Here is a 24,141-nt window from a genome sequence, read left to right on the forward strand (position 1 = left end):
GATGATCGATATGCGTCTGAAACTCAGCTATTCGGGGTTCGCCCTGGACGTGGACTTGCAAATGCCCGGCCGTGGAGTGACGGCACTTTACGGACACTCGGGCTCTGGAAAGACCACTTGCCTGCGCTGTATCGCGGGCCTGGAGCGAGCCCAACAGGGTTTCATCCGGGTCAACGATGAGGTCTGGCAGGACAGCGAAAAGAAGATTTTTGTCCCGCCGCATAAGCGCGCGCTGGGTTATGTCTTCCAGGAAGCCAGCCTGTTTTCGCATCTGTCGGTGTTGGCGAATCTGGAATTTGGCCTCAAGCGCATCCCGAAACAACAGCGTCGGGTCGACATGGGTCATGCCACGGAACTGCTGGGAATCGGCCATCTGTTGGAGCGTCACCCGCAGCACCTTTCCGGTGGCGAACGGCAGCGAGTCGGCATCGCCCGTGCGCTGCTCACCAGCCCGCAACTGTTGCTGATGGACGAACCGCTGGCAGCGCTCGACAGTCAGCGAAAAAACGAAATCCTGCCGTACCTGCAACGCCTGCACGATGAACTGGAAATCCCGGTGCTGTACGTCAGTCACTCGCAGGATGAGGTGGCCCGACTGGCCGACCATATCGTCCTGCTCAGCGAGGGCAAGGCACTGGCCAGCGGCCCCATCGGAGAAACCCTCGCGCGCCTCGACCTGCCAATGGCGTTGGGCGACGACGCGGGTGTGGTGATCGAGGGGCACGTAAGCGCGTATGACGCCCACTATCAGTTGTTGACCTTGCAGTTGCCTGATACCGACCTGGGCATTCGCGTAGCCCATGCACCTATGCCGCTTGGCCAGGCACTGCGTTGCAAAGTTCAAGCGCGCGATGTCAGCCTGAGCCTGCATGGCATCGAGCAAAGCAGCATCCTCAATCGCTTGCCGGTAACAGTCATCAGTGAAATCGGTGCCGATAATGCCGCCCACGTGCTGATCCGCCTGAACGCCGCGGGCACGCCTTTGCTGTCACGCATCACCCGCTATTCTCGCGACCAGTTGGGGGTGCATCCCGGACAGCAACTCTGGGCACAAATCAAAGCGGTGGCTGTCCTGGCTTGAATCCGCTGGCACGACGGCGAATGGGTGCGGTCAATGGCTGTATTGCCCCCTGATTTGTCGTCGAGGATGACGCGCCATGGCCGATAACGCGCTGCCAGATGTATTGCCACCCGACCTGCACTATGTCGATGACACGCAGCCCGGAATCACCCGCAAACTATTGCGTGGAAAATTCAGCTACTTCGACCCTTCCGCTCAACGCATTACAGACCCGGACGAAATCAAACGCCTCAATGCCCTTGCCGTGCCGCCGGCGTATACGGAGGTGTGGATTTGCGCCGACCCACGCGGCCATCTGCAAGCCACCGGTCGCGACGCTCGCGGGCGCAAGCAATACCGCTACCACCCGCGCTGGCGTGAAGTGCGTGATGCCGATAAATACTCGCGCCTGCGGGACTTTGGCCTGGCGTTGCCAACCTTGCGTAAACAGCTCGAAACGTTGCTGGCGGCGCCCGGCTTCAGCCGAGACAAAGTCATGGCCACTGTCATCACCTTGCTCGATGCGACATTGATCCGGGTCGGAAACACGCAATACGCCCGGGACAATCGCTCCTATGGCCTGACCACCCTGCGCAGCCGTCACGTTGAAGTCAACGGCAGTGCGATCCGGTTCCAGTTTCGCGGCAAGAGCGGTGTCGAGCACCAGATCACAGTGAAAGACCGGCGCCTGGCACGCATCATCAAGCGCTGTCAGGACATTCCCGGGCAAAACCTGTTTCAGTATCTGGATGAAAACGGCGAGCGGCACACCATCAGTTCCGCCGACGTCAACGCCTACCTGCAAACCCTCACGGGCGCCGATTTCACTGCCAAGGACTACCGCACCTGGGCGGGCAGTGTGCTGGCGTTGTCCGTGTTGCGCGACATGCCGTGGGAACCGGAGTCGGAGGCGAAACGACAAGTCGTGGAAATGGTCAAAAACGTCGCCAGGCAACTGGGCAACACGCCTGCGGTGTGCCGAAAATGCTATATCCATCCGGCAGTGTTCGACGCCTTTTGGCTAGGAGCCTTGGCTGAACTGCCCAGACCCAGGTTGCGTAAAGGGCTCAGGCCAGAGGAAGTCGGGCTGGCAATGTTCCTTGAGCGAATGATCGCCACTGCTGAAGCGACGAACTGACCTGTCTATTTTTTGCACGATCACAAAGAACTTCTATAGTTGATCTGAACAAGAATTAGCTACGGTGACGCCATGGAAGACATTTTCGTTGTGAAGCGATGCAACAAGATCATCATTCATGGTCGCCGAGCCGGAGAAGCGGGTCACCCGCCACCCGACGCTGCCGTCTGGTATCGCATCGCCGACACTCGCACCCAGGGTTTCATCGGCGATGGCTACGATTCTGAAGCGGATGCCAGAAAAGAATGCCAACGGCTCAATGCCACGTCGCAACTGATGGTCCGTCAAGGTTGATGACCATTCACCCGTCTGCTGCGGGACTATACTGAGAAATAGCTGAAGGATCAGTGACCCCATCGGCAGACAGCTCGCACCCAGCGGGCTTTTTGCTGCCAATTGCCAGGTTCTTCAACGGAGGTGTTTGCCATGTCCGAAAAAGAGTCCATCACCACCCTCCTCACCCTGCTTGACTCCCGCCAGGCTCGCCTTGCTGCCGCGTGCAAGGAAATTGCCGACTGGGTCGATCATCAAGGAGGGCACCCTACAGCCCTCAGAATTCGTGACCGGCTGAACGACATCGAAAAAGACACGCCTCTGATTCGAAACACGCTGTCGTCGTTGAAACCTGTCGACCCGCCCCTCCCACGGTTCAGATGATTCGATCCGGACACGCGACGCGAGAACAGGGCCTGTTTCAGGGCACATGAACGGCGACCTCATCGTCACCGTGTTCGCCCCTGCCTGAGTATCTGCCGCTCCCCCAACCCGGCCTTGCGCTGGGCTTTTTTTGCTCGCAACACAGCGATCGAACGCTGTCGTTCGCCAGGGGTCAAACCATCACACGTCGCGAAGGAGACGTACCATGGTCACCCACTTCAAAGTCAGCGGGCATCTGGCCTGCGGTCACAAGGGCAGCAACCTCACTTCCACCCAGGAATTGAATCGGGTGAAATGCCGAAGCTGCCGAAACACCGATGCGTACAAGGAAGCGCGCAAGGCCCAGCGCAATGCAGCACGCCGTGCCGCACGCAAGACCAAAGCCACTCACACCGCCAATGATTGGCGTGCCGCCTGGGTCGAACGGCTCTCCGCCATGGCCGGGTTGCAAAGACTGCCTCGTGGTTTTGCCGGCCAACCTTTTGTTTAACAGGCTCAGTTGACAGCAGGGTCGACTTCGCTCGACCCGGTGCTGCCCAAAGCATCGCTTGCGGGTGCCATGATTTCCGCGAGCGACATGCGCTTGAACGCATCCACCAGTCGCCGCCCCTCTTCAGGTTCGCAGGTGATGGCCAACCGCATGGTCGCTTCACCCAGTTGCCAGATCAAAAAAGCGGCATCCGCAACGCGCTGCACATCACTGCCTGGAAATACTCGCAGCATCGTATCGGTCAGTAACCGGCCCGCCACACGACTCTCTTCCAACTCCAGCGCCACCAATTGCTTGTCGGCCTGCATCCCCGACCAGATATCACGCATCGCGGGCTCTGCCTGAACAATGTCGAAGTATTGATCGAGCAGGTTCGCATAGGCCTCGCGCAACCCTGCCGCGTCCTGAACCGCTGCGAGTGCGGCTTCGATACACCGGCGACTCTCGGCGTTATAGCGCTCGGCCAGTGTGCGGATCACCGAGCTCTTGTCTGGAAAATACTGATAAAGCGACCCGATCGATATCTCCGAGCGCTCGGCAATTTCACTCATCTTTAACGAATCGCTGCCCTTGGTCGCGATCAGCTGCGTTGCCACGGCAAGGATTCGCTCCAGCCGCTCGCGACTACGTTGTTGCGTGGGATTACGTCGCGCTGGCTCTGAAATGGTTTTCTCGAGCCCGGTGGTGGCTTTCTTCGGCACTGGCGTGATTCTCGATTAATAAGGTGACAAGCACTCACCTTAGCACCGCCTATCCACACACCCAAGGAGATGGCCATACGTCGGTTTCCGTTCTGACGTTGGTTGACGGCAGAACATGAGCATCTATCATCTTTTTAACGTGAGTATTGCTCACATTAAATCGACGGAGATGAATGCGATGAACACCACCCAAAAAACCATCCTCATTCTCGGTGGCACGGGGAAAACAGGCCGGCGAATCCTCCAGCAATTGCAATCGGCTGGACGCCCGGTGCGCTCGGGTTCTCGTGGTGCAAATCCGCCCTTTGACTGGGAGGATCGAATCACCTGGGATGCGGAGCTTGATGGCGTTGATGCCGTTTACATCTCCTTTCAGCCGGACCTCGCCGTTCCTGGCGCCGTCGAAACGGTCCAGGCGTTTACCGACCTGGCCGTCAAGCGTGGCGTGAGCAAACTGGTGCTGTTGTCCGGGCGCGGAGAAGCCGAAGCTGAACAAGCCGAACGCGTCATACAAAACAGCGGTGTCGACTGGACGATCTTGAGAGCCAGCTGGTTCTTCCAGAACTTCAGCGAAGCGCATTTTCTGGAGCCCATTCTTCAGGGCGAACTCGCCCTACCCGTCGGCAATATCGCGGAGCCCTTTGTCGACGTGGAGGATATTGCCGAGATTGCTGTCCAGGCGCTGACCGAACCTGGACACTCACGCCAGCTTTATGAGCTGACGGGCCCACAGGCGCTGACGTTCGCCGAGGCGGTCAATCAGATCGCTCAAGCGACCGGTCGCGATATCCGCTTCCTCGCCGTGCCGCCGCAAGCCTATAAAGAGGCCTTGGAACAGGAGCAACTTCCCGCCGGGTTAATCGACCTGGTGCTGTACCTCTTCACCACCGTGCTCGACGGGCGCAATACCCCCCTTGCCGATGGCGTCCAGCGCGCACTGGGCCGTCCGGCACGCGACTTTACCGATTATGTTCGGCGCACTGCAGCGACGGGTGTCTGGGCGAATGAAGGATGAGCAACACATTCGCTGCGCACTCAAAATGAGGTCAATACCTGTTCGGTCATGCCGACCTTGACGACACAGCTCGCAACACCCGGACACAAATGCGCAATCAGCACCTTGACCGAAGTCAAAACTTCACCTGCTCACCGTAGGCAAAATTGTTCGCGGCCGGAATAGCACATCGGCTGTTAACCCGCGCCGCGACAATACGAGAGCACCTGTTAGTCGTACACCGGTAGATCAACCTGAACAGATGAGCCTATGAAAGACTCCATTCGCTACGCCGACTACATGCATATGATCGGAGCCGGTCGCCGCGAAATCCCCATGCGTGAACTGGTGTCCGCCCCCGTTCGCGATGCCGATGGCCGCTGGCAGGCCGCGCCCCACAAAACTGCAAAATTACGAGCTGGCGAGATCGCCGCCATCCTCAAGCCTTATCTCAATGTCCGGCTGATGGAGCAGGTTCGCGCCGTGGTGCCCTTGGCCCTGTACCTGGTGCTGTTTCAGATCATCATCTTGCGCCAGTTGGTGGAGGATTCGCTGCTTGTCACGGGCGGCTTGTTCGCCGTGATCGTCGGGCTGATGTTGTTTATGGAAGGGCTGAAACTCGGCCTGATGCCTTTCGGCGAAATAATCGGCAGCAACCTTCCGCGCAAGTTATCCCTGCCTGTGGTGTTGCTGGTTACCCTGCTGCTGGGTATCGGGGTGACTTTCGCCGAACCCGCTATCGGCGCGCTGCGCGCCGCTGGGCAGAACGTTTCTGCGCAGCGCGCCCCCTACCTCTGGGCGATACTCAACCAATGGACCAGCGAACTGGTCCTGGTTGTGGGGGCCAGCGTCGGTCTGGCCGCTGTAACCGGTACGCTGCGCTTCCTCTACGGCTGGAGCTTGAAGCCGTTGATCTATTTATCGCTGGCGCCCGTGCTGTTGCTGACGGTGTACATGTCCAGTGACCCTGAGCTTGCGAAAGTTATCGGCTTGGCTTGGGATGCTGGCGCGGTCACCACCGGGCCGGTCACTGTACCGCTGGTGCTGGCGCTGGGCATCGGCATCGCGGCTGCCGCCGGCAAGGGCGGTTCCGGGCTGTCCGGGTTCGGTATTGTCACCTTGGCTTCGCTGTTTCCCGTCATCGGGGTAATGCTGCTGGGCCTGTACGTGGCGGCTATCTCCTCGCCGGCGGAAATCGTCGCCGCCGCGCAAGCCGCTACCGAGGCCGGACAACTGGCGGCACCCTGGCACGAAGTCAGCCCCGGACTGGAGATTGTTTCGGGACTGCGGGCCATCGTGCCTTTGGTGATATTCCTGATGGTGGTGCTGAAACTGCTGTTGCGCCAGAACCTGCCGCGGCGCGGCGAGATCCTCCTCGGTATCGCACTCACCGTGGTGGGCATGTGCGTGTTCAATCTCGGGTTGACCTACGGTCTGTCGAAGCTGGGAGGAAGCGCGGGGTCGCTGATTCCGGCGGCCTTCATGCAGACACCCGGCGCGGACAACTCCCCGCTCTATATCTATCAAGTGGGACTGGTGCTGGCCTTGGCGTTCGCCTGGGTGCTCGGGTACGGGGCAACCGTCGCCGAGCCTGCGCTGAATGCGCTCGGCGTCACCGCCGAAACCCTTACCAACGGTTTTATCCGCAAGCGCAGCCTGATACGTGCTGTATCGATAGGCGTCGCCTGCGGTATTGCCGTGGGTGTGGCCAAACTGGTGTTCGGCCTGCCACTGGTCTGGCTGGTGGTGCCGCCCTATTTAATCGCTGTGGTACTGACGGTTTTTTCGACCGAGGAGTTCGTCAATGTGGCCTGGGATAGCGCGGGTGTCACCACGGGGCCCATCACCGTGCCGCTCGTTCTGGCCATGGGGCTGGGGCTGGGCAATGCCACTAACGCAGTCGAGGGTTTCGGCATTCTTTGTATGGCATCCGTCGGTCCTGTCATCAGCGTCATGCTGCTCGGACAGTGGGCCCGTTTCCAGCTGTGGAGACAGACAACGGCCGCTACGCAACAGCCTGCAAATCAATTATTGAACACCGGAGAAGCGGGATGAAAGCTGAAGGGATTACCTACCTGACTGACGTTGCACTGATCACCTGCATCGTCCCCGTCGGACGCGCCGACCTGGTGATCCGCGCGGCCCAGGGCATGGGCGCCCCAGGCGCCATTGTCTACCACGCCCACGGGCTTGGCCCCCGTGAGCGGCACGGCCTGCTCAGCATCGCCATCGATGCGGAGAAAGAAGTGGTCAGTCTGCTGGTCGCGGCCGACTATCAAGACGCAGTACTCGAGGCCATCTACCACGCGGCCAACCTGGATGTTCCCGGTGCCGGCATGATCTATGCGACACCCGTGGAAAAAGTCGCCACCTACATTCCCCGCGAAATGCTGGAACAAGGGAGTGCCTCATGAGCGTGGCGGTTGCGGGTATTCCGGGCGGCGCGGCAAAACTCATTACCTGTGTGTTGCCCGACGATGGCACGGAACGCAGGCTGCTGCTGTTGTTGCAGGAGGCGCATGGCATTACGCGCGCGGACAGCGTCAGTTGCCGCGGCGTGGCCGTACTGCAGGCCGCCAAAGCCCCCCGCAACGAGGTGCCGGAGGCGGTTCTCTCCCGGGTGGTCAACGTGGTGGTGGATGAAGCCCAGGCCGAGACGGTGTTCGACTTCATTTGCACACACGCCGGGCTGACCGAGCCGGGCAGAGGCTCGGTGTACATGATTGCGTTAAATTTCGCGACGCCACTGGTGATGCCTACGGACGTAACGCAATAACGCAGCGCGAAGGTTGAGGGCTTTTAGGTCAGGTCGCTTAGTACCGATAGGTAGCCTGCACTGAAACCCCATTCGCACTGTTGTCGTAGTTGGCACTGTATTCAGGTTGAACACCGGAGTTGTTCGGCTGCTTTACGGAAACTTTGGAATCCCAGAGATAACCATAAGCAAAGTCTATCGTCAGATCGGAACTCGGTGAGTAAGCCCCCCCCAAAGTCACGGCTTGGCGATTCCCAACCGGAATGCGCACGCTGCGATCAGCATTCCTGATTGGCGACGGGTCATAGGCGTAGCCTGCGCGCAACAGCCATTGTTGGTTCAATTGATAGGAGGCGCCAACTGCGGTGCTCCACGTGTCGCGCCAGTTCATTTCTTCGATCACACTTCCCAGGCCAGCCGCCTGACCCACGGGGGAAAGACCGCTGTTGATTGCCTCGACCTTCTGGATCCGGCTCCAACGTTTCCAAGTAGTCCCCAGATAGCCCGTCCAGCGACTATTGAAATGATGGGTGATAGACGTGTCCACGGATTCGGGCATAGTGAGGTCAATCTTGTTGTCATACTTTCCGTCCAGAGGGATCACGCTCGGGGAGCCAGAAACCTCAGTATGCCCTTCGAGTTCATAGTCCACCTTCGAGTGATAGTTGATCCCCCAACGGGTTGCCTCAGTAAAGTCAACCAAGATGCCTACGTTGTAGCCGAGTGCTGTGTCATCGCCTTTGATGGTGACCAGTGTGTCCTCGCCGTTGTTCAGGGCGCCGGTGGCCAGGTAGTTTTGAAGCTTTGCATTGAAGTGGTTTATGGTCGGTCCGCCACCAATGGACACGTAATCATTGATCCGCCAGGCAATGGTGGGCTGAAGGGTAATCTCCTTTGTCGTGCTATAGGAACCATGGTAGCGGCCCTGAAAAGTGCTCTCGTAATCATTGATCAGACCACTCGGAGCATAGAGACCCAGGCCAATCGAAAAACGATCGTCAAGTGGCGTCGACATATAAGCGAAGGGCACAACTCCCAACGGCACGGAGTCCCCTTTATTCGTTCCTGTGGCACTGCTCTGTGCATCACTGATGTCGTCGCTCACCGAAACGACCGCCGCACCACCGGAAATCTCAGTGCGCTTCAACTTGGTCAAACCTGCGGGATTTCCATAGATGGTGCTGGCGTCCAGCGCGGAAGATGACCTTCCCGCATAAGCAGTTCCCGCACTGCTTGCACTTTGTTCGTTTAAGGCAATGCCATTGGCGCTGGCAATAGTGGAGGCACTGAGTAGTGCGATGGCGCTGCTGAATTTAATCCAGACAGCACACTTACGCTGAGCAGAGAGACACGGGATCACGCGGCTATTCAGTTTCATTTTCCACCTCTTGTTTATTGTTTTTGTTGATTGCACGCAGGCAAGGCTTCGCCGTCCTGTGCACTTCTCAGTGCCGGCTGGAGTTGATCGATGGTGTGTAAAACACCCTGGCTGAACAGCGCCAGGGAATGACTGCTGGACTTACAGACTGCGAATCAGGAACTCAATTAATCCACTCGACTTGAAAGCTGTAACGCCCCAAAAGCGGAGCCAGGACTTCCTGGTCGGTGCCGGCCCTGACGCAGGCAACCTGCCCACGACGATTGTCCTGCACGACTTCAACAGCAATATCCGAAAGCCCCAGACGTTCGACTTCCTGCAGGACTACTTTGGCAATCTCCCGCTGCTGCAAAGCCGGCTTGAATATCTTGCCCACGGCCGTCAGTGGCAGCGCGTTGAGGATTTCAATGCGCTTGGGAACTGCTGCCCGCTCGCTGATGTTGTGATGTGCGAATATCTGGAGCTCTTCGGCGTTGCACACTTGTCCGGGGCGTAGTTGAACGTACGCAACCGGCACCTCGCCCGAGTAGGCATCGGGGCTGCCGATTGCAGCGGCCAAGGCGACGGCGGGATGCGTCTGAAGAGCTTCTTCAATTTGCTTGGGATCAATGTTGTGGCCGCCGCGGATGATCAGTTCCTTCTTGCGTCCGGTCAGCCAGAAGTAACCTTGCGCATCCTGGCGACCCAGATCGCCTGTATTCAGCCAGCGCTGACCGTCGATATCGATCCAGAGGCCCTGGTTATGACGCTCCTCCAGATAACCCTCGAAGAGGTTCGGACCACTGATCGTGATGAGGCCGATCTCATCCACGTTGGCGTCGCGCAGGTACTCTCCCGAATCATTGAGCAGGACCGCGCGCATATTCTGGTAGGCGATCCGCATCCCGATGGAGCCGATATGGCGCTCGCCATGGGGTGGATTGATTGAAGAGACGCAGGCACCCTCGGTAAGACCGTAACCTTCAAGGATCCTCACCCCGGTCCGGCGCTCGAACTCCCGGAAAAGCTCAGCCGGCATCGGTGCAGCGCCACACATGGCAAAGCGAAGACTGGACAGATCCCGGCCCTGCCATTCATTTTGCAGAAGTGCGGCATAGACAGTTGGCACGCCGGAAAAGAGGTTGATACCGAAGTGCTCGACCATCTCCCAGAATCGTGGGATCACTCCCTCGCCCCGATACCCCTGAGGCGTCCCGAGGATCACATGGTCGCCTTGCGTCCAAGGCATCAGCCCAGTCACCAGCTGGCCATTGACATGAAACAGCGGCAGGCCACAAAAGATAACCTGGCCACCACTGCGTGGCTGCAAGTGAGCCGCTACGGCCCATGCGTTGAATACTTCCGAGCCATGAGTACGCGCGGCGATCTTGGGGAGCCCGGTAGTGCCGCCCGTACAGATGTAGGAGGCGCACTCATCCTGACGAATTTGTCGACCGCTCTTCAGGTGTGTGTGCGGCTGAGTGTTCATCAGCGATTGCCAATCGTGGATCGCGATGCCGCTGTGTAAGTCTCGTTCCTTCAGCGCCACGGCTTTCAGAGCTCCACGTACAGGTTGCGCGACATAGGGCTCCATGCTGACCCAGACAACAGACTTGACCGTGGGCAACTGATTCAGCTGCGACGCCAATTTGGGCCACAGGTCACTGCCCGCCATCGGCGCGAGCGTCACCACCACGGATGCCTTCGCGGCATTCAACAAGCCAGCCAACTGCTTGGCTTCAAGAAGAGGATTGATCGCCATGGCAATCCCCGCCGCCTCCCCGCCCCATAGAGTGAAGTGGGTTTCCGGCAGGTTGGGCAGGATGAAGGCAATCACCTCGCCCGGTTTTATGCCCAGGTCATGGAAGGCATTTGCCGCGCGGGTGATATCCGCGAAAAGATGGGAGTAGTTCCACTTGTAGGTGCGTTTGAAATCGGCAGCATCGGCGAAGAAACTGAGCGCTGGTGCCTCGGGGGAGCGCTCGGCCGCCTGACGCAGAACTTCATAAGTGCTGCTAGCCAGGCCACGCTCCGACAAGGGGACGCGTTCGAGGCTTTCGATGTCATCCAGGGTCTGCACTACCATCAGGCTTCCCCCACGACGCGGTTGCGTTGTACGCCGAGGTCGATCACACCATCGGCGCTGCGAATGCGCGCCTCGACCACGTCACCGACCTTGAGATACTGCGTCCGGCCTTCCTGCGCCTTGAGGAAAAGCTTCCACTTGGTGGTTTCGGGCAGCAGGGCTGCAATGCGCATTTTGGCAGGCGAAGGGATCGTCAGGGCACATCCGGCAGGCGTACCGGTGGCGATCAGGTCTCCAACGGCGAGATCTTGCAAGGCGGAGAGTTCAGTCAGGGTTTCAGCGGGGCCGTAAACCAGATTGGCCGTGCTGTCGTTCTGTCGCACCTGGTCGTTGACTGTCAGGCGTAGCTGCAGTGCTTTCAGGTAATGCATGCTCTTGGCATCCAGAAGGCAGAGGTACGGGCCGACCGGGCCGAAAGTGCGGTAGCTCTTGCCTTTGTAAAACTGCATCTGGGGAATCTGAATGTCACGAGCCGAGTAGTCGTTGACAATGACGACGCCTGCTATGAACTCATGCAGATTGGCGTCTGTGACAGCAATAGCGCCGGTGATTGAGCGCTTCATCACAAGACCCAGTTCGATCTCGTAGTCAAGGAAGCGCACGTGGCGCGGTTTGATGAGGTCGCTGTCAGCCGCCACCAGGCAACTCGTCGCCTTGGTGAAGATCATATTGAATTTCTTCGCATCCGGGTCCATGCCCGACTCGATCATGTGCTGGCGGTAATTGGCACCCTGGCAGACGAACTGCTGGTTACGGGTGACCGGAGACAGCAGTTTTACTTCACCCTCCTCCAACTCCGAACCTTTCAGTTGAGCGAGGTCGTCGATACTGTTCTGGCGAATGAAGTCGCCAGTGGTTTCAAAGACACCGGGAACAACTGTGATACGGCCCTGGCGTAGCACGCCCCAATGGATACCATTCTGAAACTCAAAGCGGACTACGTGTACTGCAGACATTGAAGGCACTCCTGGAGCGGTGTTTTCCCCGTGCTCGATGGCACGAGAATTCTGGTGTTGTTCTGAGGGCGGGCTGGTAACGCTGTAAACCATCGAGACGCCGGCGATCACAGCGCCGGCTTTGAGCACATCGCGCCGGCCATATCTGATTGAACGGCCTGACATGGCGACAGCTCTACCCGAACATCCGCATGAGTGTTACCAACTTTCGAATGGTCAGGTCCGGGCTGCGTCGCAGGTTGCGGATCAGCAGAAGCAGATTGGCCAGGCTCATCTTGGGTTTGGTAAAACTCTTGGGCATGCGCTGCCCCCACTGCGCCATTGCCTCGGGGCTGACCGGATGAATGCCCGTAGGCCGAGTGGCCGTGAAAAGATCCCCGTCGCAGTAGTGCTCGTGCTTGTCACCCCAAGGGTCTTGCCAGTAATCGAAGATCTGACTGCCCAGAATGTGTCGGCCGATACCCCATGAGTGCTCCCAGCCGCGGTCGCGCAAAACGCGCTGCCCCATACCCACGGCGTCTGCATCGACGACTTCATAGGCGCTATGGCTGTAGGTAGCCATGAACCCTTGCGCAATCGCGAGCGTGTGGTGATCCGCAGGAATGTCACCGAGATCAAGGCGCATGAAAGTGACGATAGGCGTGCCATCGGGAAGTACCTGCACATCGCTGGGAATAAACCCGAAATGCTGCGTATACCAGGCACAGGTTGCTTGATAGTCGGCCACTTCAATGACGATGTGGCCAAGCTTGAGGACTTCAGGGGGAGCAATCGGCGGGCGCTGCGTGGCGTTGATTCGCGGTTGTTCCGTCGCCAGATTCCAGTTGAGAGGAGTTCTATGGGCCAGCGTCTTGCATGGCGTCTGGTCGCAGACGGCTTCCACAATGAACCCAGAAGGATCCGTCAGTCTGACGTAATACCCTTTACCAGGATGTTCCGATTTCTCGACCGATGACGCACCCGGGATTCGAGTGAGCTTTTCCAGTTCGTCCAGAGACTGCACGGCAAGTCCGAACCCGATGAAACGTGCATGTTCGGCCCGTTGGACACGGTAACAATATGCAGTGGCGTCAGTGGCCCGCATATAGAGCGTATCGGCCTCCTGCCGACTTACCGCCAGGCCGAAGTCAGTCAGGAACCGCGCCGCCTCATCCAAGTCCGGCCGCTGGAAGATCAGGTGCGTCAGATCCCGGGCCTTTACCGTCGGCTGAGGATGCCGGGCGGGCTGTTGCGTCGCCAACCGATGCAATTCGATTTTATTGTTCATTGTTCTTGTTTTCCGGTTTTTTAGGGCAAAGCTGTCCCGAACCCCTGAAAATCCAGGGGTTTATCCAGTCAAGTCAGTTACGGATTTAGTCGAGAGATGAAAGTGCCGGCAACTCCATGGTCGCCAACGCACGCGCCTCCTCTGACGGCACACCCAATGCCCGCAGTACCAGCTCGGCGGTATCAGAGCCCGCCTCGCGCCACGTCCGGTGACCTTCCAGCACCAGGAAAATCGAGCCGAGTACGCTGCTCGATATCAGCGTCAGTACCGAGAGCAATTGCTCCTGCGCAAACGTGTAGCGCCCAGTGGTAAGCCCGCTCAGAAGATCCCTGGTCGCCTGGCTGCTGAACATTTCGCGCAACGCAGAATTGCTCATGGCAAATTTATGGATGAACGCGCCCCACTGGGAGTCTTCGTGCGCTCGGCGAATGAAGAATCGAATGCCATTGGCCAGGCGATGAGCAGGATCCGTGAGGGAATTGAAGCTCTTGTTGACGCGTTCATGCATCTCCCTCGCGAGATGACTGGCAACCGCCTCGAACAGGCTTTCCATGCTGTCGATGTTGCTATAGACCGTTCCGCGCGCCACGCCTGCCTCTTGTGCGAGGTCGAGAATGTTCACTTGTGAGGTGCCTTTTTCAGCGAACAGGCGAAAGGCGGCTTGATGAATGCGGCGTTGTGTTGGATTCAGGGATTCCACGGTTCTCTCTCCAGGATTACCTTATGGGCTGATTGAACACTCGTGTTCATTTTACGTCAACCATATTTTTTAGCATGTTGGTTTCCCTGTCTGAATAATGGGCTTAAACCTAAATAATCCGATTGTCTTGATCGATGATGCCGGGTCAGCAAAAGTGCTGCACATTGACACAACTGAACACGCATGTTCAATTATGTTGACTGACTCTTTATCAGCTGAAGGACAGAACATGACCGGCTCAAATCTCTTCAAACCGCTTCGATTGCCCAACGGCACGGTGATTCCAAACCGGATCGCCAAGGCTGCCATGGAGGAGAACCTTGCCAATGAGGATCACGCTCCAGGGGACGCGCTGGTCAAGCTCTATCGGAGTTGGGCGGAGGGTGGTGCCGGTCTGATCATCACCGGCAACGTCATGGTTGACCGTCACGCCTTGACCGGCCCCGCTGGTGTAGTGCTTGAGGATGATCGGAACCTGGGCAAATTCAAGCTTTGGGCCGAGGCTTGCCGCAGCCGTGGGGCCCAGGCCTGGATGCAAATCAATCATCCCGGACGGCAGCTGTTGGCTTCAATGGGGCAATCGGCAAGGGGGCCTTCCGCAGTGGCGGTCGATATCCCCGGACTTTCAAAAGCGTTTGTGCCGCCCAGGGCTTTAGAGGAGCAGGAGATCGAAGAACTGATCGAGCGCTATACCCAAGCGGCGGTGCTGGCCGAGCGCGCCGGATTCACCGGCGTGGAGATTCATGCAGCGCATGGCTACCTGTTCAGCCAATTCCTTTCGCCCTTGACCAATCGGCGCGAAGACCGCTGGGGCGGTAGCCTGGAAAACCGCGCGCAAATTCTATTGAAAACCATCGACGCAATACGTCAGCGAGTGGCACCGATCTTTTGCGTCGCCGTGAAGCTCAACTCCGCGGACTTTCAGCGTGGCGGGTTCAATGCCGAGGACGCGGCTCGCGTGGTGGAAATGCTTAACGAGAAGGCGGTCGACCTGGTCGAATTGTCGGGTGGCAGCTACGAAAGCCCGGCCATGCAGGGACAGACCCGCGATGGCAGCCGCTTGGCGCGAGAAGCCTATTTTCTTGAGTTCGCGGAGAAAATAGGAGAAATAGCGTGCATGCCGCTGATGGTCACCGGCGGCGTGCGTAGAAAGGAGGTCGCCGAGCGAGTGGTGAGCGGCTCGGTGTCGATGGTCGGACTTGCTACTGCGTTAGCAATCGAGCCAGCCCTGCCGAAACAGTGGATGGCGGGTCGCGACATCAAAGTGGAGCCCATCGTCGTCCGATGGAAGAACAAGACGTTGGCGTCACTTGCCGTGGCGTCGGTGATCAAGAAGCAGCTCGGCTTGCTGAGCCAAGGAAAACGGACAAACCCCGCGACGTCGCCACTCATGGCATTGATCGGCAATCAGTTGAAGGCTCGTCGCCAGGCGAAGAGCTATCGGCGATGGATTGATCAAGCCTGGCAAAAGGATGACATCCGTTCAGACCGGTAGCGGCTTGCCGGCAATCTTCCTGGCTCTGGCAGGCGTGACGCCCAGAGCCTGGAGAACCATTTCGGCAACCCGCAGATCGTGCTCAGCCACTGCCCGCCCCTCGACAACCGAGCGCATGGCTCCGGTTGTGCACGACAAGACAATATCCAGAGCGACACCTTCGTCCTCGTAAGCAAACGTGCCCGCTCGCTGTCCCTCACGCAGATCGCCCAGTACATGGTCAGCCAGACGCGAGCGCATTGCCTGGTCGAAATGGATGATGCGCAGCAACGCATTCGCCCATTGCTGGTCGGCCGCGGCCCGGCATACAAACATGCGCACGCCGATCGAAAGCCTCTGTGCGCCGCAGTGCACGTCCCTGCTCATTGCGGAAATGGCATCGGAGAACTCGGCGGCCATGGCGATGCCCACCGCCTCCAATACCTCGTCGCGAGTTCGAAAATAATTGTAGATGGTGCCGTTGGATACCGCTGCTTCCGCGGCGACCTCGAGCAATGCGATCTCCCCCACTTCCTTACGTGCAATAAGGCGTAATGCCGCGTCCACGAGACCGCGACGGGTGCGCTCACGTTTCTTGTGACCTCTCGTTAGAGGTTCTGGCGCGTCAGATTCTAAAGGAAGAGTGGGGGAATGCATTATCAAGCTCGCAATCTAATGGGCTGGTTGATGGTAATGGAAACGCTGTCCAGAGTGGCGTCTTTGCCGGCCAGCAAGCGCCTGCATTCCTGAAGGAGATTGCCTGCCTCTGCGCCAGGGGCGTGGTGCATGATGATACGGTCGGGGCGAACCGCGACGAGCGTTCCCTTGGCAGCCAGCGGCAGGATCTCATGGTTCATGTCTTCGATGAAGTCACAGCTGCCGCCGGAGCGTTGGCCGCGAGCTCTGACCTCTAAAAAGTGACCTCCCATTTTTTCCCAGGAAACGATCTGTTCAGGGGTCAGCAGTGACAACGGGTCAACACCGAATCCAACCAGGGTCAGGTTGTCTCCAAGCGCATCGTCACTCAGTTTGATCTGCTTTTTCAGGTTGCGTATCCAGGCCTGGGGAAACAAGCTGCCACGCACCAGTTTATCGCCCCGGCGATGCTGTACGAACAGGCCGTGCTTGAAGGTGTTCTTCGGCTTGATGTCCAACTGTTCGAAGTACCTCCTGGTAGCGGGAGTCAACGCCAGCGTACGCATCAGGCCGTGGATAAAGAATGCGGCGATCTTGTTCTTGGGCATCACCAGGCGCCCCATGAGTTTCGCCAGATTGATCATCGCCTGGGCGTGGGGACGGCGTTCTACGTCATAGGTCTCAAGTATTGCAGGCGTGGCATGGCCGCGAAGGACCCAAGCCAGTTTCCAGGCAAGGTTGGAGCCATCCCGAAGTCCCGCGACGAGACCTTGCCCGACAAAAGGGGGCGTGATGTGCGCGGCGTCGCCGGCGAGAAAAACGCGCCCCTGGCTGAATCTGTTGCAGCACCGCGCGTGGAATCGATACACCGCCTTGCGCTCGATTTCCAGTTCCTGCGGGTTGATCCATGGCGCGATCAGCCGGGCTATGCTTTCCGGGCTTTCCAGCTCTTCCCGGGACTCGCCGGATTGCAGCATGAACTCCCAACGCTCCCTGCCGCCGGGTGCCGGCATGTGCGGCGTTGGGCGCAGCGGATTACAGAGAAACTCAATGTGATCAATCGCTGACTTATGCCGGTTCTTGACGTCGACAATCAGCCAATCCTCCGCATAGGTCTGTCCTTCGAACTCCTGACCAATCAGCGCTCTGACCCTGGAACTGGCGCCGTCCGCACCGATCAGGTACTGGGCGCGGACAGTATGCGAGTGCCCATTTTGATCCCGTACGGTGGCGACCACGCCCTGCGCTTCTTCGACCAGACTCTCCAGCTCGAAACCACCCAGGCTGGTCACTGATTTCAGCCGGGAAACCTGGCCACGCATCGCTCGTTCGAGGTCGGGTTGATAGAACGTCACAAGCTTGGGATGGCCGTCGATACACCCCTCGGTATTGGCTCGACCGAATTGCCCGAGTACCGGTGAGTGCATCTTCACTTCAGGGATGACGATCTTCTCGAAAGCGTCTTCCGACAAACCTGCGAGTTGCAGGATGCGTAGCGCCTCGTTGTCCAGGGCAATGGCACGAGGCATCAGTACGATTTCATGGAGCTTATCCAGCACCAGGGTCGTAACCCCGTAGCGGCCGAGCAGCGCCGCGATTGTTGCACCAACCGGACCGTATCCGACGACCAGCACGTCAACGGCGGAGGGAGGCAATTCGGAATCTTTCTTGTTGTTGTTCATTTCGAGCCCTTGTTGTGATTGAAGTCGTGAGGCGCGCAGGTCTCATCGTCAGGCAGACTCAAGGTATGCAATATTGAGAGATATTTCAATATTGATGTTTTTGTCATTATTTTTTGAGATCATTGAAAAACCGTAATGTGACCGACCGGACGAGCTGAGATAAAGGCGTCAGTGGCCGCGTTAAGGCGCGTGGCGTGAAGTTGCACGTGTGCCAGTTTCCGACCGACGACGCTTGGCTTCAGAGCCGATCAGCGTTGTCATGTCAGCAATGGACCAGGACGGCAGGAACATTTTTTTCAACGTTGAATCCCGTGCGAAACTTCAACGCACTACCCTGTTTCAAGTCTTTAGGAATCAACCGTGGCGCGTCCGCAGCCCCATCCGTCCCCTGCCCTGCTTGACTTTGGCGAGTTCGAACTCAACGAGACTAACGCTTGCCTGTTGCGTGATGGGCAAGCGGTGGCGTTGGCGCCGACCCCCTTTCTGTTGTTATGCGTGCTCGCCCGCCAGCCGGGGTCGTTGGTATCCAAAGACGCCTTGCTGGATGCCGTGTGGGGGCATCGGTTTGTCAGCGATTCTGTCCTGAAAACGGCCATCAGCGATCTGCGCAAAGTGTTGCGCGATGACCCCAAGCACCCTCGTTTTATCGAGACGGTGTCGCGGCGTGGCTATCGCTTCATCGCCGTATCGCCCCCTGCTGCTTCGATACCGCCTACTTCCATGGCAGTTACGGCGACCGACACACATCCGTTTCCGCCATTCATCGGTCGCATTGACGAGGCCTCGAGGCTGAAGCGGGCGTGGGAGCGAGCCGGTGTTGGCCAGCGTGCCGTGGTCTGGCTTGCTGGAGAACCGGGGATCGGCAAAACCACATTGATCGAACATTTCCTCGCCGGCCTTGGCGGCATCGCCTGCGCACGCGGCCATTGCATGGAGCACTTCGGCACCGGCGAGCCATACCTGCCGGTGCTGGAGGCATTAGCCGATCTGTGCCGCAACGACCCGAGCCTGCCGGCGTTGTTGCGCGATGTGGCACCCACCTGGCTGCTGCAATTGCCGTGGTTGAGTAGCACGCAGGAGCGAGACGCATTGCGGCGCGAGCTGGCCGGTGTCGGCCCGGAGCGCATGCTGAGGGAATTCGGTGAACTATTGGACCGCTACACAGAGCTGCGCCCTCTCTTGCTGGTCACCGAAGACCTGCACTGGAGCGACCGGGCGACGGTCCAGCTCATCAACTACATGGCGCGACGACGAGGCCCCGCCCGGCTCATGTGGCTGTCGAGCTTCCGCCTTGCCGAAGTGGTGGCGCTCGACCATCCGCTCAGCTCATTGCGACACGAACTGCGACTGCAACGCTTGTGCGAGGAAGTGGTGCTCGACCCTTTTTCGGAAACCGAGGTCGCCGACTATGTGGCGCTGCGTTCAGCCTCACTGGCACGCGATGAAGCCTTCGTGCGCGCCCTGCACGAACGGACCGACGGCGTGCCGTTGTTCGTTTCCTCGATCATCAGTGAAGTGATGGATGCAAAAGAAGACGAAACCACCATCGAAGCTCGACTGACGGATCTGGCGGTTCCCGACAACCTGGCCGCCATCATTGATCACTACATCGCCAAGCTGGGTCCGGAGCAACGTGCACTCCTTTCGGCGGCTGCGGTGTGCGGGGCCGACTTCCGGGTTGAGACGGTTTCGCTAGCCCTGGGGCGCAATCTCTCTTCAGTGATCGGCGCCTGTGAAGAACTGATGCGTGAGCAGGTATGGCTCTCACATTCGCGGGCTCCCGATGTTGACGAGGCGGTAGAGCCTCCTTACTCGTTCCGGCACGCCCTGTTTCGCCAAGTGCTGTATGACCGCACGCCGCGTTCGTTGCGCATCGATCTCCATGGCCAGGTGGGCACTGCCCTCGAACGCGAGCGCTCGGCCGGTGTGTCGGTTGCGGCCTCGGAACTGGCGATGCACTTCGACCGTGCTCGGCTGCCGATGATCGCGCTGCGCTACTACGCCGAGGCCGCAGAAGCCGCGCTACAGCACTTCAGCCCGGACTTGTGCATCGGCCTCACTGAGCGCGCCCTGATCCTGCTTATGCATGCACCCAAAGGGGTGGAGCGCGATACGCTCGAAATTACCTTGGCCACGTTGCAGGGGGTTTCGGCCTTCCACATGTTCGGTGTCGGCAGCGAAACCAAGGGGGCTTTCGAACGTGCGTACACACTGCTAGCGGATGTACCCGAGCACCCTATGCGCGGGCGCCTTCTGCACGGATTCGGCTATCTGCTCGGTTTGCGCGGCGATTATTCGCAGGCTTTGGAAGTGGCAGTGCGTGCTGAAGCGCTGTCCCGGAACGCAAACGATCAAGTGCTCATGCTGGCAGCATGCATCGTTCAGGGCGAGGTGCATCACCTCCAGGGTCGTACGAAAACGACTCGCCGCTGGTTAGAGCGCGCCCTCGCGATCGCCGAGCCGCTGGACATCGGGACCAACGAGATCTTTGCAGCGGATCCCCAAGTCATGCTGCACGGTATGCTGGCCATCGAGCTGGTGCGTTCTGGCCTGATTGAGCAAGGACGAACCCATATGCAGCGGGCACGAACCCGCGCACATGCGCTTCGACAACCCATGACATGGCTGGTCGCTGCATGGCAGGAGGTGTTGATCGAGGTACGACTGGGAAACCCTGTACGTGTGACAGTGTTGGCTGACGACATGCAGAAGCTCGTCGATGAAAATTCCCTCGCACTCGGGCGCACGGCTTGCCGCTGGTGGCGCGGCTGGGCCGACGCACGCAACGGTGCACCCCGCGACGGCTACCGAAATATCCGCGAGGCGTACGAGGAACATACCGGACTCGGCATGCGCTCCGGTGCCAGCGAAGTACTCGGCTACGCCGCCGAAGCGCTGCTACTGGCAGGCGATTACGACGCAGCGCACGTTGAATTGCAGGAAGCCTTCCGGGTGGGAGAGGAACTGGGCGAACGCGTATACCTGCCGCAGCTGTTGCTGCTGGAGGCCGCGATCGCGCGAGTTCAGGGTCGACCGGATGCCAGCAGCGTGGCGGTGCGGCGTGCGATTGAGGAGGCACGCGCCCAGGAAGCATCGTGGCTGGAGCTGCTCGCAAGGGTCGAGCTGTGTGAGCAACACGACGCTACCACTGAAGATCACCAGGCGTTGGTGAGGCTGATTGACCAATTGCCCGAAACGCATGGGACTGAATTGGTAAAACGTGCGCGCAGCCTCATTATTTTCAGCCCCTAAAATTTGTCACCGCTATACAGATCAACCAATTCCTCTAAAGAACTAATTGTATTCTCCATAATCGTTAATTCTTTTTTAGCTTGAAGCTCCAACAACTCAACATCCGAAGTCAAACCCAGATCGTTCCGGATACCAATGAGAACTGAAACCTGAAACTCAGCAATGTCCTTGACGTTTGGCAACAAGCGCTTCAGCAAATTAAGACGCTCTACTCTCACCCGTGTTTCAGCACCGTTCAGCGCCAGCCTTGCCTCTTCCGACTCGTTAAAATAACGTTCATAAGACCCCATCACCGCGTCAATCATTTTCGAATCTGTAGGTGGCACTTCTTTCAACCTATTGAGCTCAAGCAGCACTCGCTCGGACTCAGAAACTGCGCGTTCGCACTTTCTTCTCCAGCCATTTCTGTCACTGATAGCCTTACCAAGTACCGCTCTACTGAAGGCGGACTTCATCAAAAGATCGTTATATTTTGATACCAGCTCACCGACTAACGATGCCGTCACAGGCTCCGCCACTAGCTGAATCTGCGCGGCAACGGAAAAGAAATCGCTTAAACCAGGGCTAACGGTGAATGACTCATCCCTATCGGAAGGCTCGATTAATGAACTCAACGCTTTCGGCATTTTTTTCGCCGCATCCAGGTAAACATCTCGCCTTAGCGACGCGGTACGCTCTTGAGACTTTATGGTCGCATCATGATTAAGTTGCATTTCCAACCGCGATTTATTGCTCCTGTTGGAAATAAGAACACCCCCGAGTGTCAGACCCGACGCTAACAAGCCAGACCAGACAACATCTGGAACTGATCGGATGAAATCAAAAAAATTCATTCCCTGATGCTCCCGGTGATGCCGTTTGAATGAATCGGCCCCAACGCCATGATCCGTCGAAATTCAATGTTCGAAAAGAGATCCCTGTAGCATCATGAGTCAGTTTGGGGAACGTCAGGTGACGACTGTTGTGGCAGACAGACGTTATCCGACCAAACCCTGACCTTTCGCTTACGACTCCTCCCAAGGGGCGGCTTACGCTGGCATCGAACTTTCTCGATCCCCAGGTCTGCGATGAGCCTTAACCCTGAATCCAAATACCCGAGCCGACGCTCCTACGTCGTCAAATTGCGCAGTGATGCCGGACCGAAGGCCCTGATGGGCCGCCTCGAGAACCTGGTCACCGGGCGTCAGCGCGAGTTCTCGTCCGCCGAAGAGTTGCTGGAGTCAATTGGCTCTGATCTGGCGTCAGCAGACCGTGAACAGGCGATAGAAAGGGACGGCGAATGACCGTTCCGACATCGACATCACGTGTGCATGGCGACCGAACGGCGACGTTTCGCTGACTACTTCGCGCACAGAGGCCCCTACGCTGACGCCACCTCGAACTACACGAGTCCATTTCTAATGCTGCGACTTTCCACCCTCCCTCCGCTGCCTCGCCATACCGGTGGGATAACCTTGCAACGGACCCCATGCTCGACTGGGTTCGCCATGGCGGCAACCCTTGTCACTTCGATCGCCCTCGCCCTTTCCGGTTGCTCCACGCCGGTCGTCAAGCCATCGGTAGACGTGCCGAGCCACTTCGCCGCGAGTACGGCCTCCGAAATGGAGCCCGAGGCGGCGTGGTGGGAGGTCTACCACGACCCGTTGCTGTCGGATCTGGTGCGCCGCGCCGCGCGTGAAAACCGCGACGTCAAGATGGCCGCCGAACGCTTGCGTGCAGCGCGAGCCGGAGAAACGGTCAGCCAATCCTGGCTGCTCCCGAGTGTCGGTGCATCGGTCTCCGGCAGCGACCGCAGCAGCGGCTTCAACTCGGCGGTAAAACAGGGCTATCCGGATACCAGGACCGCCAGTGCGGGTCTGGATGTCTCGTGGGAAATCGACCTGAGCGGCCGGCTGCGAGCCGGTGCGGCGGCGGCAGACGCCGATGCACTGGCCGCCGAACACAGCATGCGAGGCGTACGCCTGCTGGTGATGAGCGATGTCGTCAGCAACTATTTCACACTGGTCGGAGCACAGCGCCAGGTCGCGACGCTCCGCGCAATTTCGGCCATGCAGGATGAGACGCTGCGTCTGGTCTCCGCGCGTCAACAGGTGGGGCTGGCATCCGCCTTCGACGTCGAGCGTGCACAAACCGACGCCTTGTCGGCGCGGGCGCAGATTCCGCCGCTGGAAACCCAAGTGGCGGTAGCTCGTCACCGTATCGCGGTGCTGATCGCCGACCAGTCTTTCAACACCACAAACATCCAGCCTCCGGGCGCAGACCTGGCCGACGTACCCGAGGCCAAGCCCGGGCAGCCCGCCGAGTTGCTGCAACGCCGACCTGACGTACTGGCGCTGATGGCACAACTCGACGCCGCCAATGCCCGTCGCCAGCAAGCGAAAGCGGAGTGGTTCCCGCAACTCTTCCTCGGCGCGTCCTTCGGCCGCCAGGGTCTCAACCTGAACGGCGCCGATCTCGGCGCTGCGCGCTTCACCAACGTCGCGGGCCTGCTGGCGATGCCGCTCTTCAATGCGGGGCGCACACAAGCAATCAACGATGCGGCTGAAAGTGCTCAGCAAGAAGCGCTGTTGCGCGCCGAAGACGGCATCGTGCGGGCGCTCGAAGATGTGGAAAACGCCCTGGTCACGCTGGCGCAGGAACGTCGCCGTTCCGGGTCACTGCAACTGGCCGCCGCGTCTGCGGAGACGGCACAGAATCGCGCTCAGTCGCTCTACACCCGCGGGCAGATCGACCTGTTGCCCCTGCTGGATTCGCAGCGTGCGCGCCTGACTGCACGCCTGAGTGCCAACGAAAGCAACACCCGACTGCTGCTCGACAGTGTGCAGCTTTACAAAGCACTGGGCGGGGGCTGGCAGGTGTTCGAACACCCCGCCAACCCGACCGCGTCCGCGTCCGCTAAAACCGACCGACCACCACTTTCCTGAGTTTTTGTCGTT

22 protein-coding genes are annotated in these 24,141 nt (G+C 58.8%); 13 read left to right on the forward strand and 9 right to left on the reverse strand.

Going from position 1 to position 24,141, the window contains the following annotated elements; translation table 11 throughout:
- The first annotated feature begins 1 nt into the window (after window position 1).
- The 5 genes from modC (at window position 2) to BMS17_RS01015 (ending at window position 3,345) form a co-directional block, all read left to right on the forward strand.
- Entirely contained in the window at window positions 2-1,081 is a 1,080-nt protein-coding gene (gene modC / locus BMS17_RS00995) for a molybdenum ABC transporter ATP-binding protein (RefSeq protein ID WP_046027390.1), read from the forward strand.
- 76 nt (window positions 1,082-1,157) lie between these two features.
- The gene (locus BMS17_RS01000) at window positions 1,158-2,198 is read left to right on the forward strand and encodes a DNA topoisomerase IB (RefSeq protein WP_046027391.1); all 1,041 of its coding nucleotides are present in this window, start codon (window positions 1,158-1,160) and stop codon (window positions 2,196-2,198) included.
- 72 nt (window positions 2,199-2,270) lie between these two features.
- Window positions 2,271-2,492 carry a hypothetical protein gene (locus BMS17_RS01005; RefSeq protein WP_046027392.1) on the forward strand — a complete coding sequence of 74 codons (222 nt, stop codon included), beginning with the start codon at window positions 2,271-2,273 and terminating at the stop codon, window positions 2,490-2,492.
- Window positions 2,493-2,624: 132 nt separating this feature from the next.
- The gene (locus tag BMS17_RS01010) at window positions 2,625-2,855 is read left to right on the forward strand and encodes a hypothetical protein (RefSeq protein WP_007946177.1); all 231 of its coding nucleotides are present in this window, start codon (window positions 2,625-2,627) and stop codon (window positions 2,853-2,855) included.
- A 205-nt stretch (window positions 2,856-3,060) separates the two neighbouring features.
- Window positions 3,061-3,345: a hypothetical protein gene (locus tag BMS17_RS01015; RefSeq protein ID WP_046027393.1), complete on the forward strand. Its 285-nt coding sequence runs from the start codon at window positions 3,061-3,063 to the stop codon at window positions 3,343-3,345.
- Window positions 3,346-3,350: 5 nt separating this feature from the next.
- Here the strand turns inward: BMS17_RS01015 and BMS17_RS01020 are convergent, their stop codons facing one another.
- Window positions 3,351-4,046 (reverse strand): TetR/AcrR family transcriptional regulator, encoded by a 696-nt coding sequence (locus tag BMS17_RS01020; RefSeq protein ID WP_046027394.1) that lies wholly within the window; start codon window positions 4,044-4,046, stop codon window positions 3,351-3,353.
- Window positions 4,047-4,224: 178 nt separating this feature from the next.
- Between BMS17_RS01020 and BMS17_RS01025 the strand changes: the two genes are divergently transcribed.
- From BMS17_RS01025 to BMS17_RS01040, 4 genes are all read left to right on the forward strand, one after another.
- Window positions 4,225-5,061 carry an NAD(P)H-binding protein gene (locus BMS17_RS01025; protein ID WP_046027395.1) on the forward strand — a complete coding sequence of 279 codons (837 nt, stop codon included), beginning with the start codon at window positions 4,225-4,227 and terminating at the stop codon, window positions 5,059-5,061.
- Window positions 5,062-5,310: 249 nt separating this feature from the next.
- The gene (locus BMS17_RS01030; RefSeq protein WP_077430219.1) at window positions 5,311-7,095 is read left to right on the forward strand and encodes a DUF1538 domain-containing protein; all 1,785 of its coding nucleotides are present in this window, start codon (window positions 5,311-5,313) and stop codon (window positions 7,093-7,095) included.
- Window positions 7,092-7,454 carry a P-II family nitrogen regulator gene (locus BMS17_RS01035; protein WP_077430220.1) on the forward strand — a complete coding sequence of 121 codons (363 nt, stop codon included), beginning with the start codon at window positions 7,092-7,094 and terminating at the stop codon, window positions 7,452-7,454. The genes BMS17_RS01030 and BMS17_RS01035 overlap by 4 nt, the downstream gene beginning before the upstream one ends.
- Window positions 7,451-7,816 (forward strand): hypothetical protein, encoded by a 366-nt coding sequence (locus tag BMS17_RS01040; RefSeq protein WP_046027398.1) that lies wholly within the window; start codon window positions 7,451-7,453, stop codon window positions 7,814-7,816. The genes BMS17_RS01035 and BMS17_RS01040 overlap by 4 nt, the downstream gene beginning before the upstream one ends.
- A gap of 37 nt (window positions 7,817-7,853) precedes the next feature.
- On the opposite strand, the gene BMS17_RS01045 is transcribed toward BMS17_RS01040, so the two are convergent.
- From BMS17_RS01045 to BMS17_RS01065, 5 genes are all read right to left on the reverse strand, one after another.
- Window positions 7,854-9,173: an outer membrane protein transport protein gene (locus BMS17_RS01045; protein ID WP_077430221.1), complete on the reverse strand. Its 1,320-nt coding sequence runs from the start codon at window positions 9,171-9,173 to the stop codon at window positions 7,854-7,856.
- Between the two features lie 163 nt (window positions 9,174-9,336).
- The gene (locus BMS17_RS01050) at window positions 9,337-11,238 is read right to left on the reverse strand and encodes an acyl-CoA synthetase (RefSeq protein WP_077430222.1); all 1,902 of its coding nucleotides are present in this window, start codon (window positions 11,236-11,238) and stop codon (window positions 9,337-9,339) included.
- The gene (locus BMS17_RS01055; RefSeq protein ID WP_077430223.1) at window positions 11,238-12,194 is read right to left on the reverse strand and encodes a fumarylacetoacetate hydrolase family protein; all 957 of its coding nucleotides are present in this window, start codon (window positions 12,192-12,194) and stop codon (window positions 11,238-11,240) included. Before BMS17_RS01055 ends, BMS17_RS01050 begins: the two co-directional genes overlap by 1 nt.
- Before the next feature lie 175 nt (window positions 12,195-12,369).
- The gene (locus BMS17_RS01060; RefSeq protein ID WP_046027402.1) at window positions 12,370-13,461 is read right to left on the reverse strand and encodes a VOC family protein; all 1,092 of its coding nucleotides are present in this window, start codon (window positions 13,459-13,461) and stop codon (window positions 12,370-12,372) included.
- Between the two features lie 85 nt (window positions 13,462-13,546).
- Window positions 13,547-14,161, reverse strand: a complete 615-nt coding sequence (locus BMS17_RS01065; RefSeq protein WP_046027403.1) for a TetR/AcrR family transcriptional regulator — start codon at window positions 14,159-14,161, stop codon at window positions 13,547-13,549.
- 229 nt (window positions 14,162-14,390) lie between these two features.
- Between BMS17_RS01065 and BMS17_RS01070 the strand changes: the two genes are divergently transcribed.
- Window positions 14,391-15,656 carry an NADH:flavin oxidoreductase/NADH oxidase family protein gene (locus tag BMS17_RS01070; protein WP_077430224.1) on the forward strand — a complete coding sequence of 422 codons (1,266 nt, stop codon included), beginning with the start codon at window positions 14,391-14,393 and terminating at the stop codon, window positions 15,654-15,656.
- On the opposite strand, the gene BMS17_RS01075 is transcribed toward BMS17_RS01070, so the two are convergent.
- Complete coding sequence (locus tag BMS17_RS01075; protein ID WP_046027405.1) at window positions 15,645-16,292, reverse strand: TetR/AcrR family transcriptional regulator; 648 nt, start codon at window positions 16,290-16,292, stop codon at window positions 15,645-15,647. The two genes, BMS17_RS01070 and BMS17_RS01075, sit on opposite strands and share 12 nt — an antisense overlap.
- A 2-nt stretch (window positions 16,293-16,294) precedes the next feature.
- On the reverse strand, window positions 16,295-17,953 hold the full coding sequence (locus BMS17_RS01080; RefSeq protein WP_077430225.1) for a bifunctional 3-(3-hydroxy-phenyl)propionate/3-hydroxycinnamic acid hydroxylase: 1,659 nt from the start codon (window positions 17,951-17,953) through the stop codon (window positions 16,295-16,297).
- A 360-nt stretch (window positions 17,954-18,313) separates the two neighbouring features.
- On the opposite strand from BMS17_RS01080, the gene BMS17_RS01085 reads away from it, so the two are divergent.
- On the forward strand, window positions 18,314-21,205 hold the full coding sequence (locus BMS17_RS01085) for an AAA family ATPase (RefSeq protein WP_046027407.1): 2,892 nt from the start codon (window positions 18,314-18,316) through the stop codon (window positions 21,203-21,205).
- Here BMS17_RS01085 and BMS17_RS01090 read toward each other — a convergent pair.
- Window positions 21,202-22,038 carry a hypothetical protein gene (locus BMS17_RS01090; RefSeq protein WP_046027408.1) on the reverse strand — a complete coding sequence of 279 codons (837 nt, stop codon included), beginning with the start codon at window positions 22,036-22,038 and terminating at the stop codon, window positions 21,202-21,204. The genes BMS17_RS01085 and BMS17_RS01090 overlap by 4 nt on opposite strands.
- 234 nt (window positions 22,039-22,272) lie before the next feature.
- Between BMS17_RS01090 and BMS17_RS01095 the strand changes: the two genes are divergently transcribed.
- Window positions 22,273-22,488: a hypothetical protein gene (locus BMS17_RS01095; protein WP_077430226.1), complete on the forward strand. Its 216-nt coding sequence runs from the start codon at window positions 22,273-22,275 to the stop codon at window positions 22,486-22,488.
- A 117-nt stretch (window positions 22,489-22,605) separates the two neighbouring features.
- Window positions 22,606-24,129 carry a TolC family protein gene (locus BMS17_RS01100; protein WP_077430227.1) on the forward strand — a complete coding sequence of 508 codons (1,524 nt, stop codon included), beginning with the start codon at window positions 22,606-22,608 and terminating at the stop codon, window positions 24,127-24,129.
- The last annotated feature ends 12 nt before the right edge of the window (window positions 24,130-24,141 follow it).

This window comes from Pseudomonas sp. C9 (assembly GCF_002000165.1).
Taxonomy (GTDB): Bacteria; Pseudomonadota; Gammaproteobacteria; order Pseudomonadales; family Pseudomonadaceae; genus Aquipseudomonas.

Bases quoted from the DNA above. Each gene is read 5' to 3' on its own strand.
- modC (WP_046027390.1), top strand. From the start codon at position 2: ATGATCGATATGCGTCTGAAACTCAGCTATTCGGGGTTCGCCCTGGAC.
- BMS17_RS01000 (WP_046027391.1), top strand. From the start codon at position 1,158: ATGGCCGATAACGCGCTGCCAGATGTATTGCCACCCGACCTGCACTAT.
- BMS17_RS01005 (WP_046027392.1), top strand. From the start codon at position 2,271: ATGGAAGACATTTTCGTTGTGAAGCGATGCAACAAGATCATCATTCAT.
- BMS17_RS01010 (WP_007946177.1), top strand. From the start codon at position 2,625: ATGTCCGAAAAAGAGTCCATCACCACCCTCCTCACCCTGCTTGACTCC.
- BMS17_RS01015 (WP_046027393.1), top strand. From the start codon at position 3,061: ATGGTCACCCACTTCAAAGTCAGCGGGCATCTGGCCTGCGGTCACAAG.
- BMS17_RS01025 (WP_046027395.1), top strand. From the start codon at position 4,225: ATGAACACCACCCAAAAAACCATCCTCATTCTCGGTGGCACGGGGAAA.
- BMS17_RS01030 (WP_077430219.1), top strand. From the start codon at position 5,311: ATGAAAGACTCCATTCGCTACGCCGACTACATGCATATGATCGGAGCC.
- BMS17_RS01035 (WP_077430220.1), top strand. From the start codon at position 7,092: ATGAAAGCTGAAGGGATTACCTACCTGACTGACGTTGCACTGATCACC.
- BMS17_RS01040 (WP_046027398.1), top strand. From the start codon at position 7,451: ATGAGCGTGGCGGTTGCGGGTATTCCGGGCGGCGCGGCAAAACTCATT.
- BMS17_RS01045 (WP_077430221.1), bottom strand. From the start codon at position 9,173: ATGAAACTGAATAGCCGCGTGATCCCGTGTCTCTCTGCTCAGCGTAAG.
- BMS17_RS01050 (WP_077430222.1), bottom strand. From the start codon at position 11,238: ATGGTAGTGCAGACCCTGGATGACATCGAAAGCCTCGAACGCGTCCCC.
- BMS17_RS01055 (WP_077430223.1), bottom strand. From the start codon at position 12,194: ATGTCTGCAGTACACGTAGTCCGCTTTGAGTTTCAGAATGGTATCCAT.
- BMS17_RS01060 (WP_046027402.1), bottom strand. From the start codon at position 13,461: ATGAACAATAAAATCGAATTGCATCGGTTGGCGACGCAACAGCCCGCC.
- BMS17_RS01070 (WP_077430224.1), top strand. From the start codon at position 14,391: ATGACCGGCTCAAATCTCTTCAAACCGCTTCGATTGCCCAACGGCACG.
- BMS17_RS01075 (WP_046027405.1), bottom strand. From the start codon at position 16,292: ATGCATTCCCCCACTCTTCCTTTAGAATCTGACGCGCCAGAACCTCTA.
- BMS17_RS01080 (WP_077430225.1), bottom strand. From the start codon at position 17,953: ATGAACAACAACAAGAAAGATTCCGAATTGCCTCCCTCCGCCGTTGAC.
- BMS17_RS01090 (WP_046027408.1), bottom strand. From the start codon at position 22,038: ATGAATTTTTTTGATTTCATCCGATCAGTTCCAGATGTTGTCTGGTCT.
- BMS17_RS01095 (WP_077430226.1), top strand. From the start codon at position 22,273: ATGAGCCTTAACCCTGAATCCAAATACCCGAGCCGACGCTCCTACGTC.
- BMS17_RS01100 (WP_077430227.1), top strand. From the start codon at position 22,606: ATGCTGCGACTTTCCACCCTCCCTCCGCTGCCTCGCCATACCGGTGGG.